Origin of the sequence: Dyadobacter flavalbus (assembly GCF_006149045.1) — a bacterium.
Taxonomy (GTDB): Bacteria; Bacteroidota; Bacteroidia; order Cytophagales; family Spirosomataceae; genus Dyadobacter; species Dyadobacter flavalbus.
This window is the reverse complement of record NZ_VBSN01000071.1, coordinates 84610-104216: the sequence shown is the minus strand read 5'-3', so window position 1 is coordinate 104216 and position 19607 is coordinate 84610. Positions and strand designations below refer to the sequence as shown.

Genomic DNA, 19607 nt, shown 5'->3' with positions numbered 1-19607 from the left:
GGAAGGAGAAGGGAAGGAAGGAAAAGGAAGGAAGGAAAAGGAAGGAAGGAAAAGGAAGAAAGGTTGGAAGGAGGAAGGACAAAGTTTTCCTCCCTCTAACCTTTCCTTCCTCTCTCCTTTCCTCCCTCCTCCTTCTCACCCTCCTCCTTCTCACCTGCTATCCTTCACGATCCGCTCCGTTTTTGTGAAATTGACATAGCTGTACTTGCCCAGAACGGATAGTTCGAGACTTAGTCTGTATGTTCCCCACGGATATTGTACATGCGTTTGCACGACTTCTTTTTTGGCATTGCCCGTCTTTGACGGTTTGTTTTCAAAATATTCTGCCAGTACGCGGCCGTCCATTTGCGGCGGAACGGGCAGGCCATAAAGCGCCAGAACGGTAGGCACAATGTCCACGTTTGAAGTGGGCAGTTCACTTGTCCATGCATCTTTGAAATCTGGGCCGTCTGCAAGCAGGGCAATATTGATTTCATAAGGACTTGATCCGCCATGGCCGGCAACGCCTCCTGAAAAGTCCGTTCCTGCATAGCTTTTGTCATTTTTGTCATCATTCCAGTTCGGCGCCACAAGGATATCACCGCTCCGGGCGGGATGATTGTAGTGAATGGCATCAAACGACAAGGTGCCTGGTGCCCAGCCCTTCATGCTTCCTTTCTTTTCAGGCTTTGTAAAAACAGCGCCGATCCAGTCGGTGTGATGCAGCGTGGCAACGATTTTTTTAATCCGTTCTTTGTCATGGTTTTTTACATAAACAGCCCCTTCCGAAATCACCACGTCGTCCGATTCCTTATCTTTTTTCAGGCCACTGCTGATCAGCAAATCGCTGAGATTCTGCTTGCCGGTATGCGTTACAAAGCCGTGATCCGTAGAAATAAGGATGTTGTATTTTTCCCTTAATCCGCGGCTTTCAAGCGAATCCAGAATTCTGCCAAACTGCGCATCGACATAGCTGATGGCAGCAACGGCCTGTTCCGAACCAATGCCGTAACGGTGCGCAGCGCCATCCGGATCTGAAAACCAGACGGCGCTCACCAGCGGTCCATCCTTTTTCAAACCATAATGCAGCAAGGCATCCGCAACCCATTTGTGCTTGATATAAACGTCACCGGTACCTTTCGGCATTGGTCCGATTTCGGATAAAACCTGTTCTCTGAATGTTTCCGGCAGGATCAGTTCATGATTGACAATCGCGCCTTTCCCGACTTTGTGATTTTGTAAAAATGCCTGGCCCGTCGTTCCCGAACTGAAAACCATCATTTTCTCACCTGCCGCTTCAAGCACCTCGCCAAGCGACACGGCCGTCAGCAAATTCCCGGATTCGGATTCCCGGACTTTCACCAGCTCTTCATAAGTGGTTCCGATTGCCTTGTTCGCGCTTACTTTCGGGAAATAGATGGAATTGCCCAGCAACCCGTGTGTTCCCGGGTAAGAGCCCGTCGCATAGGATGCCGAATTTACGCGCGTGACGGTCGGGAACACGCTGTGATGATTTTTCCCCTGAGATGCCTTCTGCCTGAATGCATACAGATTGGGCATCAGTTCCTGCGTGATGTAATCCGGACGAAGCCCGTCAAAAAAGACAATAAGCGTCTTGTTTTTGGCTGTAACGGTCTTCGCCTGAGCCGATTTCTGTTCCGGCTGCCTTACGCCGGCATAACCTGGAACAACCCGTTTGATACCGACCTTTTCAGCTTCCGGCATAAAATCCGCCACGTTATTTACGAGTACAAAATCAACGCCTTCCGCATAGAGTGAACCGAGTTCATCCGGGGACTTGGCATAAAAATAATTGATTTTGACGTTGTTGTCCTTCAAAGATTTCATCGGTCCTTTTCTGTCCTCGCCCGGTTCGTGCCGCAGCAGTTGGATAAAATCCGCTTTCATGTCAACCGTTGCCTGAACGTATCGGGGTGTATCTTTCCGGTAGCTGTTATCACCGTTGCAGATCAGGATGCCGGGGACTATTTTACGTGCTGCCCCGGCTGCCTTTTCCGAGCAGGTCAGAAATGCCTGATGCATCCTGCCGGATTTCGCAAGCGCGGCAGCTGCCCTGGAACCTACTGCCTCGTCGCCTTTCAGGTGGCAGTTGAGCCATACATTTGCCGGCATCATGGCGAGTGTTTCTTCAAAGGTCGGCACTTGCGTTCCTTTAAACTTCTCCCCTTTTTTGATGCCTGCATCCAGTGCCCGGATTTGTGCAAATGTGAGATCCGAAACGTTTCCGGTCCCATTGGTCGTCCGGTTTACGGCATCGTCATGCATGATCACCATCATACTGTCTTTGGTAAGCTGGATGTCGAACTCGATCATCTGCACGCCAAGCCGTACAGCTTCCCGGAAAGCGGGCAATGTGTTTTCCGGATGCGTGTCCATGCAGCCCCGGTGTGCGCACAGGCCGCGTTCCGGCATTTTGATATTGGTCTTCTTTTGAGCCAGTGCAACATTTGCAGTTTGTAAAGCCCAAAGCACAAGGATTGTACAAACCGCTATTTTATTTTTAAATATCATCTTGTAACCAAATCTGAAATGAACTGAAAAAATTATTTATCCCACCAAACCTTGATATTGCTGTCGTCACCGCCCATGGAAGCTACGGCTCCTGCCAGTGCTTCGGGATTAAGAGACTGCAAGTATGTAGGATACGGAACGCGGGAAGGAAATGTGTTTTCGGAAGGGATTCCGGCTCCCCGCGGCAGTACCGGGTAACCCGTCCTGCGCTTTTCAAACCACGATTGGTAATCTACAAAAAAGTAGGCGTAATACTTCTGCAGCATGATCTGTTCCAGCTGTTTATCCGCTGTTGCCGAGGCATTGTATGAAATTTCGGGCTGCTCCAGAAATCCTGCGGGCATGGTTACACCCCATTGTGCCATCGAAGCCGCAATGCCTGATTCGTAATGCTTTTCAGCCGTCGAGCCGGTGTTGTATCCTTTTACGGCCAGTTCGGCTTTAATGAACTCCACTTCTGCCCACGTCATCATGACGCCCAGCTGCGGCAGCGTTTTCAATGCATCCGAATAGCTGGAATTGCTGCCTACTGCATATTCCGTTGTAGTCGGGTAACCGCTTTCAATTCCCTGAAACACTTCTGAATTACCTGATTTCACCTGCGTCGCCCATGCCGCACGGCGCGGATCATTCAGTGCATTCATGCGGTCCATGAAAAATTTGGTATAATAATTTCCGTCACGCCAGTCTACTTGCCTTGCATTGTAAAACGGGTTGAAAAACGGAAAGGTACCCGGATACCTGAAAATGGCCTCGTCTGCATTGGATGTAAAAACGGGGTTTGCAGCCGGATCGGCAAGAATGGCGTTAATTTGCTCCTTTACATTTACTTCCCCTTCCCTTTTCGATATTCTCAGCAGCAAACGCAGCCGCAGCGAGTTGCAGAACTTCTTCCATTTCAGAATGCCCGGATTTTTACCGCCCGACAAGGCATTGGCGCTGTAAAGCATATCGCCTCCGTAGGTCAGTGCTTTGCTGTCATCCAGCAATCCGTTTGCCGTTTCCAGGTTTTTCAGAAGCTGGATGTAAATATCCTTCTGTTTGTCAAAAGTCGGCTTGAAATTTCCTTCAATGGCTTTCGTGGCCTGTGAATAAGGTACGTCGCCGTAAAGATCCGTCAAGATGGAATAAGCCCACGTTTTGTAAATCAGTGAAATGGCTTTGTAGTTGTTTTCATTGAGCCGGTCGGCGATCAGGTAAATATCTTCAATGTCGTTCAAATACGAATAGAAATTGTTCCATACACCGCTGCCGGGATTTACAATATAGCGGTGCAGACCGCCGCCGCCTGCACTTGCCCGCGGCGCATCCACCTGCATGAGTTCATGTGTAAAATTGCGGCTCGCATTGACCGTACTGTTCACGATCTGATATTGCAGCTGCCCGAGCATAACGCCCGGCGTGATTTCTTTCGGACGGTTGGGATCGGTGTTCAGTTCTTCAAAACCGTTGGTGCAGGACGTCAGAACGGCGAGCAGGAATAAAATCGGAATATAGGCTTTCTTTAACATGTTCTTTTTGATTTAAAATTTCAGGGTTAAGTTCATGCCCATGGTTCGGGTCGAAGGGAATTGCGCAAGCTCAACGCCGGGTGTAAGCGTACCGTTATTGAGGTTTCCGCCTTCGGGGTCAAAACCGGGGAATTTTGTAAAGTTGAAAAGGTCTCTTCCGAACAGCGCCAGGCTCGTCTGGCGTACGCCGATTTTAGTAAGCAGCGCCTGCGGCAAATTGAATTCCACCCTTAACTCACGGATTTTCAGGAAAGAAGCATCGAAAATATTGGTTTCGGCATTCGCGATCTGATAGTAATTGTCGTAATAAGAGCTTGCAGGCACTTTTACCGTATTCGGTGTAAAGCTTCCGTCCGGCTGTTTCACGACGCCCTGCCCGATGATGCCATCTTCCCGGCCCGGCAAAGTGACTTTTGTTTTGCCCAATGTATTGTTCTTGTGGTTGGTCTGGGAAAACATGCTGCCGCCTTTCTGCCCGTCGAGCAACAGACTGACACGCACGTTCCGGATCGTGAATTCATTGGATATACTTGCTTTCCAGTCGGCAAATGCATTGCCCCATTTTTTGGCAACCGGGTCCAGTGCAGCAGGAAGCCCCACCGAAGAATAAATGATCTGGCCGTCCGGCGAGCGTTGGAAACCGCGGCCGTACATATCGCCCATCAGCCCGCCTACGCGTGCCTCAATGCTTACGTTGGTGTTGTGCGCATAAATCACCTGATTCGTAATGCCGGACGCAAGTTCTCTTACATAACTCCGGTTTCTGGACCAGAGCAAAGTCGTGTTCCAGCTGAAATTTTTGGTTGTGACCGGCTTGCCCGTCAGCTTGATTTCCACACCGCGGCTGTTGATCAATCCCGCATTGATGAGTGCATTGGAATAACCTGAAACCGGGTCCAGCGGAATAGCCAGAATCTGGTTGCGGCTGTTGTTGTTATAGTAAGTAAGGTCCAGGCCCACAAGGTTTTTGAGCAAACGTACATCCAGCCCGAATTCGTAGCTTGCCGTGATCTCGGGTTTCAGGCCGGCATTGAAAAGCGTGGAGGAATTGGTAAAGCTGTTTCCGTAGATACGGTCATAGTAACGGGCCGTCTGATAAGGCCGCGTATCGTTTCCGACCTGCGCCCAGGAAGCACGCAGCTTGGCAAAGGAAACAGCCTGCGGAAGTGTAAACAGTTCGTTCAGCAGGAAACTCGAACTGACCGATGGATAAAAGAAGGAATTGTTTCCGTAAGGCAGCGTGCTCGACCAGTCGTTCCTGCCGGTTACGTCCACAAATATTTTTTCATCGTAGGAAAACTGCGCGGCCGCGTACATGCTGTTGATCGCCTTTTTGGTTTTCAAAGGATCAGCCACGGCCTGATCCAGACTGTTGGAAATCTGGTAAATGCCCGGCTGCGCAAGCTGGTCTGCGTACATGCCTGCAAAATCGTAAGACTGGCGCATGGCGTTGGCTCCGGCAGAAGCAGTGACGTCAATAATGCCCAATTTATCTTTATAGGTTAATAAAAAGTCGGTATTGGACTCATAAGTAAATACATTCTGTTCCCGGTACATGCCGCGCGGATAGCGTGTCATGCTGAACGGACGCTGTTGCGAGCGGAACTCGAAAGCCATATCCAGTCCGGTACGAACGAGCAGGTCAAGCTTTTTGGAAATTTCGTAAGTGGCCGAAACGTTGCCGATAAATCCGTGCTTGTTCATCTTGTTAAGCATTTCGTACATGCCCAGATACGGATTGTCCGGCGTCGGGTTGAACGGATTTCTTTGCTTCACATTTTCCAGTCCCGGCTCCCAGTAAGGTTTAAACCATTCCGGCTTGATGTTGGGTGCTGTTCCCAGGATCAGGAAATACATCAGCGACTGATTGTTGTATCCCGCCATAGGCAGGTTGTCGCTTTTTTTGTTGGTATAATTGGCTTTACCGTTTATTTTCAATCTTTTGGACACATTCTGGTTGACGGAAAGTGCTGCATTGATCCGCTCGAAACCTGTATTCGGAATGATCCATTTGTTTTTCATGTGCGTCAGCGACAGGCGTGCAGATCCGTTTTCGCCTCCGCCTTCTACCGAAACGCTGTTGGAAAATGTAGTTCCGGTCTGGAAAAAACCGGAAATGTAATCTTTGTTGGCTACCCACGGCGTGCGTACCGTCGGACGGCCGTCCGGTGCGTCCGGGTTATACTGGAAATACGACTGCCCGTTGAACTTGGGTCCCCATGCCCTTCCCGCCGCTACGGTTGTTGCAGTATTGGGACCGTCCTCGCTGTCGAGATAGGAAAAATAGGCGCTGCTCCGCCCTTCGCCGTATTCAAACTGATAATCCGGATAACGGTTGATCTGCTCGAAACTGAAATTGGAATTGACCGTAACGCCGATCCCTTTATCCTGACGCACACCGGATTTCGTCGTGATGATAATGGCTCCGCCGGCTGCCCGGCTGCCGTACAATGCCGTGGCGCCCGGGCCTTTCAGTACCGTAACTTTCTCGATGTCGTCCGGGTTGATGTCCGACAAGCTGGAACCGTAATCCACCGGGCTGTCCGCAGAAAGGTGCGAATTGAAACCTGTTCCCGTAATCCGGCTGCTTACCGGAACCCCGTCCACAACGATCAAAGCCTGATTGTTGTCGAGGTTCAATGAAGATTCGCCCCGCAGCGTAATGCGTGAAGAACCCATCGGCCCTGCGCCGGCTCCTTGAATATTAAGCCCGGCGACTTTGCCGGAAAGCGTATTGACCCAGTTGTTGGATTTGGCATCTTTCACCGCATTTTCATTGATGGTCTGTGCGGCAAAACCGAGTGATTTTTCTTCCCTTTTAATTCCCAGGGCCGTTACAACCACTTCGTTGAGGATTTTGGTGTCTTCGTTCAGTGTAACGTTGATCACGCTTTTGTTGCCAAGGGCCTTTTCCTGCGACACAAACCCGATGGCAGAATAAATGAGGACTGATTCTCCGGAAGGCACCGCGAGGCTGTACATGCCGTCCGCGTCCGTGGTTGTTCCCGAACTGCTTCCTTTGATCAGGATGCTTACACCGGGAAGCGCATCGCCGGTGGCAGCGGTAACCTTACCGCTTACGGCAATGGATTGGGCAGACAACTGCAATGCCATGCAAAGTCCGGCCAGCAAGAGCATGAATGTTGGCAGTAAACGTACTTTCATTTTGATAAAAAGGTTAGGTGAGCTTATCAGGACCGCGAGTGACCTGACATTTTTCAAAACCTCAAAGTTATCCGGCTATCCGGAACCGGATGTTAAGCCTGCATTATTCAATTGTTATGAAATTACCGGCGGATTTTTGCTGCATCCGGATGGTTCAATTCCGGATTGTAAAAAGGAGTAAAAACCAGACTGACAGAAACGGCATTGCTTCGGAAATGCGCTACACTCCGGACACGGGAAAACTCCAAAAAAGCTTGAACATGATTGAGAATCAGCCATGCAGCCGGATAATAAAAAACAGGTCTTTTAAGCGAATTGCACCGTCCGCTGCTTGCAAGCATGATTGTTTTAGGCCTAACGGTAACTTATGTCAGCAAACGAAACAGTATTAACTACCATCCTTAAATGAGTTTAAACAACATTACAATCATTGGCGGCGGAGCATGCGGGATTTCAGCATTTATTGAGCTGTTTCTTCAGTTCCGGATCGCCGGACTTCATCACCAAGTAAGTATCACCATTATTGAAGAAAATCAGGAAGTCGGGAAAGGGCTTGCTTTCGGAACAAGGCAACCGGGTCATATCCTCAACACGCAGGCCGATCTGATGGGAATTCATTATACAGAACCCCAGCATTTCAGCGAATGGCTGATCGAAAATGCCGAAAGTGTTGAAGATGAATTCGTAGACAATCATGGCCGCAACGAAGCCTTTACAACCCGGCGGCTTTACGGCGACTATCTGAAATCACAGTTTGATCATTATTTTGAACTGGCACAAACAGAAGGCATGCAGGTCGAAATTATTCATGCCAGTGCATTGAAAGTTGAAAAAACAGCAGACGGTTTTACCGTTCACCTGTCAGGAGAAAAAACCCATTCGTGTAACTATCTGATCCTGGCGCCGGGTACGCCGGTTGCCAACAATTATCCGGATCTGGAGAAAAAGAAAAATTACTTCCCGTCTCCGTGGCCATCCAGCCTCATCATTGAAAATGTGCCCAAAACAGCCAATGTCGGCGTACTCGGGTCCAGCCTGAGTGCCATTGACGCACTGATGACGCTGGCCGATAACGGGCATGAGGGAAAAATTACCTTTTACTCGCTCGACGGATTGCTGCCACGGGTTCAGCCCGAGAATCCGGAATCTTATGAATGCAAATTTATCACGCTTAAAAACCTGCATCAGATCCAGCGCAGTAAACTCCGTAACCCCAAGGTAAAGGAACTGTTCCGTCTTTTCATGCAGGAAGCAGAGGATTACGCGGGCAGGAAAATCGACTGGAAAGCAACCGAACGTGTCGGCAAACCTGCTGGCGAGCTGTTGAAACAGGATATCAGAATCGCGCAGGAAGGCGGCGATGCGCTCATTGCCATTCCGTACGCACTGCGCTATACCAGCTCGGAAATGTGGAAATCTCTGGACGAATCCGAAAGGATCAGGTTCAAAAAATGGCTGGGCGGCTACTGGGCCATCAACAGGCATTGTATGCCTTTGGTCAATGCGGAACGGATCGACAGACTTTTTGACAATCAGCAGCTGAAAATCATTCCCGAACTGAAAGATGTAACGCACGATCCTGAAAAAGGATTTGTACTGACCTACGGCGACGGACAGACTGTAACCGAAGAATTCCTCATCAATGCAACGGGCCCGGCATCTTCGGTAAAAATGATGAAGTCGGAACTCATGGCGGCACTGGCGGAAAGCGGCCTTGTAGAACCGGAACCGGTGGGCGGAATCAAAATCCATGCGCAAACCATGCAGATTGTGAAAAACAACAAGCCCTACCCGAATTTTTATGCCCTCGGCCACATCACAAACGGTACATTACTGGATGTGAATGCCGTGTGGTTCAATGTTAAAACAATCGGCAATTTGTGCCAGCACCTTACCAGCCAGATCTTTGAAAAAGCTTCTTGAACTATACGGCGAACTGCTGCCTGTCATGGCTTTTATCCCCATCGGATATTTCATCAGCAAAAAAACCAGCTTCAAGTCTGAATATATCAGCAAGCCGCTGATCAATGCGTTGCTGCCTTTGCTGGTTTTTACAAATATGCTGGATGCCGAAGCCTCCAAACTGATGATCCTGCCGGCATTGACGTTCCTGCTGGCACTCGGAATGAACTTTGCAGCCCTTGCCGGACACAGGAAATTTGCTCCAGACACCGATCCGCTTTTGCTCAGAAGCTCATTTTCCTTCTTCAACATCGCGTTTTTCGGCATTCCGACGATTACTGCGCTTTTCGGTGAGGAAAAAGTCAGCGTGCTGATCTGTATTTACCTGGGCTCTGCGCTGTACGGCGATACAATTGGATATTATCAGGTGGCAAAAACCAAGCATTCGCCGGGCAAGGCCTTAAAGGAAATGCTGCGTATTCCATTCTTATATGTGTTTGCAGCAGGTGTTATCTGCAAGATTCTGGATGTTGAAACGCCTGAATTTATCAAACCTGTTTTAGGCGTTGTGAGTTTTGCAGTTTCTGCCGCAGGAATGATGATCGTCGGGTTTCAGCTTGCCAATGTAGATTTCCGGAATATCAAATTCGGCTACTTCTCCAAATTGCTGGCTTTCCGGACGGTTGCAGCGGCCGTCCTTATGGCTGCCATTGCTTTTGCAGCTTCCCTGATCTTTAAAAATCTGGAAGAGGAAGATTACAAAATGCTCGGTCTGGTGCCGCTTTTTCCCATTGCAGCCAATGTCACCATTTTTGCCGCCGTTCTGAAAGCAGATGAAGAGCAATCGTCCATGCTGGTGTTTCTTTCTATGATGCTGTCCGTCGTGCTGGTTTCCATAGCTACGCTGGTGCTGATGTAAAATGCTCAATTTACAGTCCGCAATGGTTTTCAGGCCATTAAGAAGTGCATCAAGTCTGGATTTTCAACTGAACGCCTTTGCGTGAAAGCCATTCTGAAATCAGCTGACAAGCGCAATCCGGTGCCGTATGTACTGAAATCCAAAAAGAAAAGCTGCCTTTTTCAAAGCAGCTTTTCTTTTCGGTCAGTTTCCGGATCAGGCTTTTGCGGTATCTCTCAGCGCCTTGATCTTGTCATGTGCCGCATTGATTTCGTGCGCCTGGCTGCTTACCGTACTGGTAACATCCGGCAGAAGTTCGCCGCTTGACAATGCTTCCTGATATGCTTTTTTGATGGCATCTTCTCCGCGTTCCGCTTCCGACAATATACTGGCGCGGTCGCTGCCGCCGAAAAGCGATTTTACATCAATCCATACGCGGTGCAAAGTGCCGCTTACGCTGTTGCCGGTTTCAATTTCATCTGCGGAACCAACAATGGCAGCAAGCTCCTGTCCGTTCTTACGGCTTTGCTGTGCGAATTCCTGAAATAGTTGTTTCAGGTCAATATTTTGGTCATCAATATCTGCAATTACTTTCTCGAAACCGGCTAGGCGGTCATTATTAAGTTCAATCAGATTGTTAATGATACTGGTGGTATTTCCTGTTGTTGACATGATAATTGTTTTTGGTATACTATACGTAATAAGAAAGTCGTGCCACAATGCCGTTTTTTTATGACGGGCAGAAAAAAATTTCCGGAGAACTTGACAGGGCGGCATTGTGGTATTCCATTTTCCTGGCATAGTTTGTTTACAGACCTGCGTATACTCATCTAAACGTTGCTGCCAGCTTGATTTTACAAAAATTGCTTCCGGTTCTGTTTATTTGCTTTTCAGCTGTCACTTCTCCGCTTCTGGCGCAGGACAGCTGGTTCAGGCGAACGATACAAAAAGCCATTACGGACACTACTGCACCGGGTAAACCCAGTTTCCGGATTTACCCCACACTGGCTTACTCACCTGAAACCAGTGTCGAATTTGGCCTGTCGTCATTGCTGCTGTTTCAGGCAAAAAACGACACACTGAACCGTTTGAGTGAAGTCCAGGCTTTCAGTTTTGTGACTTTGGAGGGACAATACGGAATCTGGCTCGACAATGCCATTTATGGAAATCACGACAACTGGTTTTTTCTGGGCAGGACGCGGTTTCAGAGATTTCCGCTTTTATATTACGGGATCGGTCCCGAAACGCCCGGCAAAGATCCTGCGCTGATTGATGCCAACTACCTTCTGTTCAGGCAGCGGGTTTTGAAGAAAATCGTTCCGGATTTTTTCATCGGTCCCGAAATTGATTACCAGCAATTGTATAACACAAACTTTGAACAACCAAAGGACCATTTTTATGAAAAACCGACAGGCAGTGACGGAACGCTCAACGTGGGCCTTGGTGGCGCACTGGTTTTTGACAACCGGCATAATGTACTGAATGTCCGAAAAGGTTTCTTCGGTGAAATTTCCTTCCTGAAATACCATCCCGGCCTGGGAAGTGACTATAATTTTCACGGTGTCAATCTGGACGTTCGCTCCTATCATCCTTCCGGCAGCCGCAATGTACTTGCATGGCAGGTTTACGGGAATTTTTTCCGGGGCAACATCCCTTTCAACCAACTAGCGCTGATGGGCGGGGAAATGATTATGCGAGGGTACTACTCAGGCCGTTACCGGGATAAAAGCATGCTCGCAGCGCAGGTGGAGCATCGCTGGCTGCCATTTGGTTTCAGCAAGCGTTTCGGCGCGGTTGCTTTTGCGGGAGCTGCGGTGGTGGCGCCCAGAATCGCTGATTTTACGACCAGACACCTGCGCACTTCCGGCGGCGTCGGGCTGCGGTATCTGTTGTTTCCGAAAAAAGACATTTATCTGCGTCTGGATGTCGGGTTTACGGAAGATGGTCCCGGATTTTATTTGTTTACCGGAGAGGCATTCTGAGGTTGTTTTTGGCTGTTGGCTGTCAGCTTTTGGCTTTTGGCTTTTGGAAAATCCTGCTTACTGTTCATAAAAACGGTTTATGAGTTGGTATGTTCTGAAACCAGCGGAAAGATAAGATGGGCGTTATTTCATTTTATTGTGAATGGATGTTGCCGGAATTTTGCCGGACGCATTTACTTCAAGAAGTTGCCTGACAAAATCCCGGGCATAACCAGGCTTTATGAATCCACGGATTGTTACTGAAATTCAATTTCGATTTCAGGGATTTTCCAGTGTTGAAAGGGATTGCCGTTCGGTTTTCGGAGTACCTTTTAACCCGATTTTCAATTTCTTCTTTTTTTTCATTTTTGCTGCTTTTCCCACAGGCTGCTCCGAATGTTTTGCCTTTTTGGTTTCTTTTTCCTGCCTGGCAGAAATCCTGATCAGTTTCTTGGCAAGCTTTTTAGCCGTTTTCCTGATTGCTTTTTTCAACTGTTCGGCCCCGTTTACGGTATCCGTCAGTTTATCCTGAATCGTTTCCGTAATAGCTGCTGCCAGCTCCTTTTTTTGTCCTTTCATAGGTTTTTTATAAATGATATTTTAATGTGTCCGGCGCAGATCCGAAAAGTCAGTATCTGATTTCTTGCCTTGAAATGTACAGCGTGCCGCGTGCATTTTCCTTGTCACAAGGCTGCATATTTCCGCCGGTATCACAAAGCGGCGCCGATCCGGAAATGTACAACCGCGACTTTTTATCAAAATAGACACTTTTCAGTACATGCCGTTGAGGCAGAGCGATTTTACGGCCATTCTCGGACTTGATGCCTTTATCTTCTACATGGCCGTTGGTATCGATAAACCGATCAATACTGAACCGGATGCCGTTTGCCGAATAGCTGTAATTGAGCGGAGTTTTCATCTCAGACCTTTCCGCTTGCCGGTCCAGTTTTTTCCATGAAATCCCGCCATCCATGCTGAAATAGTATGGACGTATTGCATAACGGTTATCCGGATCGCTGCTGCTGATGGTTTCGGTATCGAGTACAAACAGCGTATTCCCCTGACATTGCGAATCCGCTCAGACCGATGTTGGAATCATAGCCGGCCTGTTTCCAGGTTTTTCCCTTGTCCCGGGTATAATGAATATGGCGACGGTCGGTCAGCAGCAGCGTACCGTCGATATCACCGTAAACAGCCTGTATCTCGTGTTCATCCGGTGCATGCAGAATGTACCAGTCAGAATGCTCTGTTTTTGTTTCTGTTACTGTTATGGGAGCGGGAACTTCGTTATCCTTGCGGCATGAAAAAAGAAACAGCAAGGCAAGCAAAATGGTCAATGAATGTTTCATAAGGATACTGGGAGTTTCATGTTATTCAAGGATCAAAATTTAGATTTAATTTTAGTGGTATGCAGCTATTTGCTGTTATTAAATTGTAAAATATGGCCCTATTCTGCGATACTTTTTTTAAACAAGAAAATCGGAAGCAGACGCCTCCGATTTTTCTAAATTCTGACACCAATTATATAATCTTTTAATATTTTATTTATAGATCGTATTCTGCGGATCCCAGTTGGTCCATCCTTTTGTCCAGTCTGTAGTTCCGAATGCACCTCTGAAAGTTTCTTTTGTGAAGTAAGCATCAGCGCCTTTTCCATCCCATACAGCTCCGGTCAGAAGCGGTGATGTGGCCTGCGGCAACAAGCCAGGAGCAGTCAGTGTAAAGTTTGCCGTGTTCAATAAAAGGGAAGCAAGGTCTTTCACTTCATTTTTACGGGCAGCCGTATTAAAGTACGCAGTGGCCTGCGCATCGGTAATTTCACCTTTTCCGGTTACAGGAAGTGTATTGTTGGCCAGAACGATTCCTCTCAGGTCCAGTGTTCCCTTGGTTGCATTGGTATACGTTCCGGTTGCTGTTCCGTCCAGGCGAAGGCCTTCAGGATAACCTACGAAAAGGGAATTCAGAATGCTGATGGAAGTATTTCTGCGCAAATGCATGCCGGCCTGGTACCCGCCGCTTCCTTTGATCGTTGCATTGGAAGGCGTTCCCGAAGTAACAAGGTTGCTCACATTGGCAAAGACCGGTGCTGTTAGGGGAAGACCTGCATTCGGTCCTGTTGCGGGTTCGCCTGAGTTGAAGTTATCGGATTCAAAACCGTTGGATGCGGACTGATCGGCATACTCCGGATCACGCAGTGACAAGGCGTACTGGACTTTTCCTGTAAAACCCCAGTCCGTATCCCAGTCGTCATCATAGCCGCGGTAAGCAACCAGATATTTGGAATTAACTGTTCCTCCGAACCATTCGAATGAATCGTCACCGCTGTATGATACCTGCACGTGGTCAATCGTTGTGCCGGAGCCTACTGCATAAAGCGTCAATCCGTTAATTTCGCTGTTTGCTGTATTGCTGAGCGCAATACCTGCAAATTCAATGCGTACGTATTGCAAAGTTCCTGAGTTGTCATCGGCAATGTTATCGGTTCCAAGTCCGGCGTTCGTGGTTCCGCCGCGGATTCCGCCTTCAGGTCCTTTTGAACCCGCCTGGTTATGAGGTGCTTTACCGATCAGTACAACACCGCCCCAGTCTCCGTAGTTACGCTGTCCCGGCTCTTTGGAAGAAGTAAAAACGATCGGTTGTTCAGCAGTACCGACCGCCATGATCTTGGCGCCTGCTTCAATGATCAGCGATCCGCCTTGGCCTTGTGCTTTCGGGTCAGCCTCTTTTCCGGCTCCTTTGATGATCGTACCTTTTTCAATTGTCAGTGTGTTGCCGGCAGTTACATAAACAAAGCCTTTCAGCACATAAACATTATTGGCAGTCCAGGTTGTATTTGTTTTGATTTCTCCTGTAACGTCTACAGTTGCACGGTCCGAAACGGTAAACGGCGTTGCGCTTTTTACTGTTGTTCCGCCTGTCGTTACCGTAATAAGACCGGTTGTTGCCCCAACCGGCACCGTTGTTTCAAGTGTTGTAGCTGTTGCTGCAGTTACCGTTGCAGGCGTTGTATTGAACAAAACAACGTTATTTGCCGGGGTAGGATCAAATTTTGTTCCTGTGATTACCACTTTCGTCCCTGCGAGCCCGGAAGCAGGAGTGATGGATTTCACTGCAAGTACTTCTGTAACAGGAGCCGGCTTGTCATCATTTTCACAGGCAGAAAGCGCCGCAAAAAGACTCATTGACATGAAAAACAGTTTAAATTTTGTTCTTGACATAATCATAATGAACATGAATTGTTTACTTGGGTTGTTTTAATTGACTTGGCTCAGGGTTTAAGTAATTTTTATGGGATTACAGTGCGCTTTCCAAAGGTGTAGGCAGCCGTAACGGTAAAGTAACTTCCTCTTCTGAATCTTCTGATATCCTGATCGGCAGACGCTATTTTCGAGGTTACATCTTTTCCGATTTTTCCGTCTCTGTTGAAATCCTGCGAGAAACGTACAGGCTGGTTCAGAATGTCCTGAATTCCAAGGCGGAGTTCAAGCTGGTTTTTGAATTTTTTGCTGATGTTCAGGTCAACGACATTGCGGGGCATTTCATAAACGGTCGGGTTTTCAAGATTCCCCACTGCAAAAATCCGTTGTCCGAAAATGTTGTAAAGCACGTTCCACTGAAAGCCGGATGGCGCTGCATAGTAAATCCCGGTATTGATCAGGTATGGCGACTGATTGGCCATCGGACGTTTTTTATCCGTAATCCCGGTCAGGTCATACTTCACATTCGCACCGCTCAGGTCCGGACCTTCTACGAATTGTCCAAGGTTTACCGTACTTTTTATGAAGGATGCATTTCCAACCAGCGTCAGGTTTTGCAGGAACGGGATTGTGGATTCCTGAAATCCTTTGCGTACCTCGAGTTCAACACCATAGTTTGTAGAATTGTTGGCATTGATGAAAGTATAAGCCAGTCCGTTTCCGGTCGGCAGCAAAAATGTCTCGATCGGATTTTTGAAATATTTATAGAAACCGGTAACGGAAATCAGCTGGTTGGTACTTGGATAAAATTCCCATTTTGCGTCAATGTTCTGGATCTTAGCCGTTTTAAGCGCCGTGTTTCCTCTGATGTCGGCCTGCAGATTGAAGTCAAAATAGGTAAAAGGAGCAAGCTCGCGGAATTCGGCCCGGTTCAGTGTAGAAGAGAAAGCAAGTCTCAGATTCTGTTTTTCAGATACTTTGTAAGTAAAGTTCAGCGAAGGCAGCGGAATGAAAAGTTTGTTGTTTACCAGTTCCTTTCTCTCGTTTACAATGTAGGAATGAAGTTGCTGGTTGTTGTATTCTCCTCTGAAACCCACAGTCAGTATCGCTTTGGGACCGAAATTCATGTCGCCGCTGAGGTATGCAGCATAGTAATTGTTGATTCCCGAATACGAATCAAGGTCTTTGGTACCGTCCTTGATCGTCAGTCCGCCTTCCTGGCCCGTTACATTCTGTGGCGTAAAAATGGTCCCGATGTCGCCGCGCAGGATACCCGAAGCATTGCCAATCGTGTTGTATCCATAGAAACGGGCAGAGTAATCGCGGTCTTTACGTTCTCCGTAAACCCCGAAACGGATCCTGTTCGGCTCGCGGTCGGTCGGGTTGCCCAGCGTATGCTCTCCGTTAACCGAAAGTGTCAGAACGCGCTCATTTAATTTGGAATAAAAACGGCCCAGATCAATCGGGTTCGGCTCAATCGGCGCTACAACCTGATATGGTGCAAGCTGACCATCCGATCCCGTCGCGCCGGTCACACGCTGAAAACGGACGCGTTTCCAGTCCGGCTCCCAGCGGCCGGTGTAGCCAAAACCTGTAATCCAGTTCAGCTTGGTCAGATCGCCGAATTTATGGTCACCGGAAACCTGCGTAGTAACAATGCTGCGGTTTTCGAAACGCTGCGAGTAGTTGCGCACGTCGTATCCGTCCACAACTCTTTGTCCTTCACGAACAACCGTTTCTGTATTGCCCAGCTGGTTAAACAATGTCTTCCATTCCAGATTGAATACCGGGGAAAAACGGAAAGTCCAGTTGTGAAGCACACCGATACGCGACTGGCGTGCATAGCTCTGATCCGTGTAGCTTTCGAATACATCATTGGCGGTCAAACCATTCTGATATAATTTAAGGCCTACTTCTGCAAACTGGTTTGTAAGGGAGTAGTTAATGTTAGTCAGGTTGCTTACATCCACATTGCCGATTTCAAAACGTCTTCCCATGTTCAGCGCAAAACGCATGTCAGGGTTAACGGTCTGGCTTTTCAGTGCCCAGGTATTGGGAAGTAACTGTCCGTAAGTTGCTCTTTCCGGAGCGCTGAGCGAGTTGAAATCAGCTGATCTTTTCGGAAAGGCAGTTGAAAGCTGCTGATCTGCACCCCAAAGTCCAAGCCAGTTGGCACCGCTGCGGGAATGCGTCTGTACGTTCTGAAAAGTAGTGTTGGCCCTGTAACCGATCGTAGCCGCGCCTTCTGTAAAGTTCTGGTCCGGGCGGCGTTTGGTATAAATCTTGATGATACCGCCGGCAAAGTCACCTGGCGACTCGGCGGAACCGGATTTGTAAACAATCATCCGGTCTATGATGTTGCTTGGTACAAGGTCGAAAGAGAATGAACGCGTATCCACTTCGCTGGAAGGCGTGATTACATCGTTGATCAGTACAGAATTATACCGCGAACCCAAACCGCGGATCATCACAAAACGGTTATCAACGATGCTTACACCCGGCACGCGGCGGATGGCCGATGCGGCATCCCTGTCCTGTGATTTCTGGATCTGCTGCGCGGAAATTCCCACCGCAATGGGTTTAAGCTGCTTGATTTCGCTGATGACGGCCACTTCCGTGTTCGTGGCACGGGCGCCGCGTACTACCACTTCCTGCAAGGCAGTTCCTTCTTCACTCAGTTCCGTGTCAATTACCGTAGTGTTCCCGGATTCCACTCTTACGTTCGGGATTTCCTTGGTCTGGTAAGAAACAAAAGTGACAATAATCTTGTAGGAGCCTGCGGGAACGTTGGCCAGTTCAAAATTGCCGTCCACATCGGCGGCGGCCCCGATCTGCGTGCCTTCGATCAGTACGGATGCACCGATCAGCGGTTCTTTGGATTTGGCGTCTTTAATGGATCCCCGGATGGAACCCGGATCGGCAAAGGCCGTAAAGGCCAGAAGGGAAAGCAGCAGTGTCAGTAAATTCTTTTTCATCTTTTTTGGTGTCATTTTTACGACACAAAAGTAGATTCGTCAGGTTACTCCGATATTTCCCGAATGTTATCTTATTGTTAACTTCAGTCAGCATTGTCCTTCATTCCCGGCAGTTTATTTTACTGAATTCCGCATCATTATTTTTAAAAAATACCGCGCATGCATCGTGACTTTATACCTTATACGACTGCGTAAAGGATTGGATCAGATGCTGTCAGGAAGCCGCAATGATCCTTTTTTTACTGTTATACCGATTTGTTTGGCAGTAAACTGATAAAGTTTCGGCAGAATGCCGCTTTATAACATTCGCTTAATATTGGATGGCTTATTTTTGAACAAAAAGCCGGGATGGATATTTTCTTAATGGTACTGGGAGGGCTGGGCCTTTTCCTGTTCGCGATCAATAACCTGTCTGATACGTTAAAAGAGCTTATTGGCAACAAAGCCAACAAATGGCTTGACCTTTTTACCAAAAACCTGATCACTTCCGTACTTACGGGCACTGCTGCCACCGTCCTGCTGGATTCTTCCTCCGCCGTGATCATTATGACCATCGTGCTGGTGAACGCAGGTGCGCTGACTTTCCGGCAATCGCTGGGAATCGTTATGGGCGCCAATATCGGAACCACTTTTTCGAGCCAGCTCATCGCACTGGATATTGGCCAGTACTCGCCTGTTCCGATCTTTCTGGGTCTGGTTTGCAGCTTTTTTGCAAAAAGTGAGAAAGTTTCCAATGCAGGCCGGGTTATTCTTTACTTTGGCATTCTGTTCTTCGGGCTTTATACCATGGAAAGAGCAGTGGAACCGCTGAAAGACCATGAAAAATTTCTTTCCTGGATGGAACGGCTGGACAGCCCGCTGCGGGGAACGTTCATCGGTGCACTGGTCACACTGGTGATCCAGTCTTCTTCAGCAACTGTCGGCATGGTGATTACACTGGCCAAAAAACAGCTTATCAATTTGCCCGGCGCCATGGCGGTTATGCTGGGTGCGGAACTGGGTACGTGCTCTGACACACTGATGGCAACCATCCGTGCAGACCGCCAGGCAGTCAAGACGGGCTTGTTCCATCTGGCTTTCAATGTGCTTTGCATAGCAATCGGCCTCGCCGTGTTTCCGCAATTCTATAAGTTTATCGAATGGATTTCTGCCGGAGCGGGGATGCAGCAGAAAATTGCCAATGCGCATATGGTCTTCAACACAGCGGGTGTGCTGCTGTTTCTGCCTTTTATTCCTTTGATTGAAAAGCTGCTTGATCAGGTACTTCCGTCAAAACCTGTAAAGGCCCAAGCAGAAAGTCCTCTGATTGACGGCTAGGCTGTTCGCTCTCATCATTAAATCAAAAGAAATATTGTGCCTATATTCCGCCTTATTTTCATGAAACGATGTGTACGGAGCGTCGCCATGGCGGAGAATGTAACCAGTAAATGCATTGTAAAGTAAAGGTGTCGTTTTATATTTGATGACAGAGCGGCCTATTCATTCCT

At 48.2% G+C, this 19607-nt stretch carries 14 protein-coding genes; 4 read left to right on the top strand and 10 right to left on the bottom strand.

Annotated elements, in window-relative coordinates; all coding sequences use genetic code 11:
• Positions 1-150: 150 nt before the first annotated feature.
• The 4 genes from FEM33_RS23535 to FEM33_RS23520 all read right to left on the bottom strand — a co-directional run bounded on the left by FEM33_RS23535 (position 151) and on the right by FEM33_RS23520 (position 7528).
• A complete protein-coding gene (locus FEM33_RS23535) occupies positions 151-2511 on the bottom strand; it encodes an alkaline phosphatase family protein (RefSeq protein ID WP_139014427.1) in 2361 nt (786 codons plus the stop codon).
• 32 nt (positions 2512-2543) lie between these two features.
• Positions 2544-4022, bottom strand: a complete 1479-nt coding sequence (locus FEM33_RS23530) for a SusD/RagB family nutrient-binding outer membrane lipoprotein (RefSeq protein ID WP_139014426.1) — start codon at positions 4020-4022, stop codon at positions 2544-2546.
• A gap of 12 nt (positions 4023-4034) precedes the next feature.
• Entirely contained in the window at positions 4035-7187 is a 3153-nt protein-coding gene (locus FEM33_RS23525; protein ID WP_139014425.1) for a SusC/RagA family TonB-linked outer membrane protein, read from the bottom strand.
• A gap of 122 nt (positions 7188-7309) precedes the next feature.
• Positions 7310-7528 carry a hypothetical protein gene (locus FEM33_RS23520; RefSeq protein WP_139014424.1) on the bottom strand — a complete coding sequence of 73 codons (219 nt, stop codon included), beginning with the start codon at positions 7526-7528 and terminating at the stop codon, positions 7310-7312.
• Between the two features lie 64 nt (positions 7529-7592).
• Here FEM33_RS23520 and FEM33_RS23515 point away from each other — a divergent pair, with 64 nt between their 5' ends.
• Both FEM33_RS23515 and FEM33_RS23510 read left to right on the top strand, forming a co-directional pair.
• Positions 7593-9110 carry an FAD/NAD(P)-binding protein gene (locus FEM33_RS23515; protein ID WP_139014423.1) on the top strand — a complete coding sequence of 506 codons (1518 nt, stop codon included), beginning with the start codon at positions 7593-7595 and terminating at the stop codon, positions 9108-9110.
• Positions 9094-10008, top strand: coding sequence for an AEC family transporter (locus tag FEM33_RS23510; protein WP_139014422.1), 915 nt, complete (start codon positions 9094-9096; stop codon positions 10006-10008). Before FEM33_RS23515 ends, FEM33_RS23510 begins: the two co-directional genes overlap by 17 nt.
• A gap of 195 nt (positions 10009-10203) precedes the next feature.
• Here FEM33_RS23510 and FEM33_RS23505 read toward each other — a convergent pair whose 3' ends face one another.
• Complete coding sequence (locus FEM33_RS23505) at positions 10204-10659, bottom strand: ferritin-like domain-containing protein (RefSeq protein WP_139014421.1); 456 nt, start codon at positions 10657-10659, stop codon at positions 10204-10206.
• A 176-nt stretch (positions 10660-10835) separates the two neighbouring features.
• Here FEM33_RS23505 and FEM33_RS23500 point away from each other — a divergent pair, with 176 nt between their 5' ends.
• Positions 10836-11969: a BamA/TamA family outer membrane protein gene (locus FEM33_RS23500; RefSeq protein ID WP_310588835.1), complete on the top strand. Its 1134-nt coding sequence runs from the start codon at positions 10836-10838 to the stop codon at positions 11967-11969.
• Positions 11970-12227: 258 nt separating this feature from the next.
• Here the strand turns inward: FEM33_RS23500 and FEM33_RS23495 are convergent, their stop codons facing one another.
• From FEM33_RS23495 to FEM33_RS23475, 5 genes are all read right to left on the bottom strand, one after another.
• Positions 12228-12527, bottom strand: coding sequence for a hypothetical protein (locus FEM33_RS23495; RefSeq protein WP_139014420.1), 300 nt, complete (start codon positions 12525-12527; stop codon positions 12228-12230).
• A gap of 49 nt (positions 12528-12576) precedes the next feature.
• Positions 12577-12921 (bottom strand): hypothetical protein, encoded by a 345-nt coding sequence (locus FEM33_RS23490; RefSeq protein ID WP_139014419.1) that lies wholly within the window; start codon positions 12919-12921, stop codon positions 12577-12579.
• A gap of 31 nt (positions 12922-12952) precedes the next feature.
• Positions 12953-13297, bottom strand: a complete 345-nt coding sequence (locus FEM33_RS23485; RefSeq protein ID WP_139014418.1) for a hypothetical protein — start codon at positions 13295-13297, stop codon at positions 12953-12955.
• A gap of 192 nt (positions 13298-13489) precedes the next feature.
• Positions 13490-15130, bottom strand: a complete 1641-nt coding sequence (locus FEM33_RS23480; protein WP_229214381.1) for a beta-helix domain-containing protein — start codon at positions 15128-15130, stop codon at positions 13490-13492.
• Positions 15131-15234: 104 nt separating this feature from the next.
• On the bottom strand, positions 15235-18120 hold the full coding sequence (locus FEM33_RS23475; RefSeq protein ID WP_139014416.1) for a TonB-dependent receptor: 2886 nt from the start codon (positions 18118-18120) through the stop codon (positions 15235-15237).
• 348 nt (positions 18121-18468) lie between these two features.
• Here FEM33_RS23475 and FEM33_RS23470 point away from each other — a divergent pair, with 348 nt between their 5' ends.
• Positions 18469-19437 carry a Na/Pi cotransporter family protein gene (locus FEM33_RS23470; RefSeq protein WP_139014415.1) on the top strand — a complete coding sequence of 323 codons (969 nt, stop codon included), beginning with the start codon at positions 18469-18471 and terminating at the stop codon, positions 19435-19437.
• The last annotated feature ends 170 nt before the right edge of the window (positions 19438-19607 follow it).

What these genes read in the sequence shown, in the direction of transcription:
- FEM33_RS23535 (WP_139014427.1), bottom strand. Translation starts at nt 2,511, where the DNA reads ATGATATTTAAAAATAAAATAGCGGTTTGTACAATCCTTGTGCTTTGG.
- FEM33_RS23530 (WP_139014426.1), bottom strand. Translation starts at nt 4,022, where the DNA reads ATGTTAAAGAAAGCCTATATTCCGATTTTATTCCTGCTCGCCGTTCTG.
- FEM33_RS23525 (WP_139014425.1), bottom strand. Translation starts at nt 7,187, where the DNA reads ATGAAAGTACGTTTACTGCCAACATTCATGCTCTTGCTGGCCGGACTT.
- FEM33_RS23520 (WP_139014424.1), bottom strand. Translation starts at nt 7,528, where the DNA reads ATGCTTGCAAGCAGCGGACGGTGCAATTCGCTTAAAAGACCTGTTTTT.
- FEM33_RS23515 (WP_139014423.1), top strand. Translation starts at nt 7,593, where the DNA reads ATGAGTTTAAACAACATTACAATCATTGGCGGCGGAGCATGCGGGATT.
- FEM33_RS23505 (WP_139014421.1), bottom strand. Translation starts at nt 10,659, where the DNA reads ATGTCAACAACAGGAAATACCACCAGTATCATTAACAATCTGATTGAA.
- FEM33_RS23495 (WP_139014420.1), bottom strand. Translation starts at nt 12,527, where the DNA reads ATGAAAGGACAAAAAAAGGAGCTGGCAGCAGCTATTACGGAAACGATT.
- FEM33_RS23490 (WP_139014419.1), bottom strand. Translation starts at nt 12,921, where the DNA reads ATGGATGGCGGGATTTCATGGAAAAAACTGGACCGGCAAGCGGAAAGG.
- FEM33_RS23485 (WP_139014418.1), bottom strand. Translation starts at nt 13,297, where the DNA reads ATGAAACATTCATTGACCATTTTGCTTGCCTTGCTGTTTCTTTTTTCA.
- FEM33_RS23480 (WP_229214381.1), bottom strand. Translation starts at nt 15,130, where the DNA reads ATGAGTCTTTTTGCGGCGCTTTCTGCCTGTGAAAATGATGACAAGCCG.
- FEM33_RS23475 (WP_139014416.1), bottom strand. Translation starts at nt 18,120, where the DNA reads ATGAAAAAGAATTTACTGACACTGCTGCTTTCCCTTCTGGCCTTTACG.
- FEM33_RS23470 (WP_139014415.1), top strand. Translation starts at nt 18,469, where the DNA reads ATGGATATTTTCTTAATGGTACTGGGAGGGCTGGGCCTTTTCCTGTTC.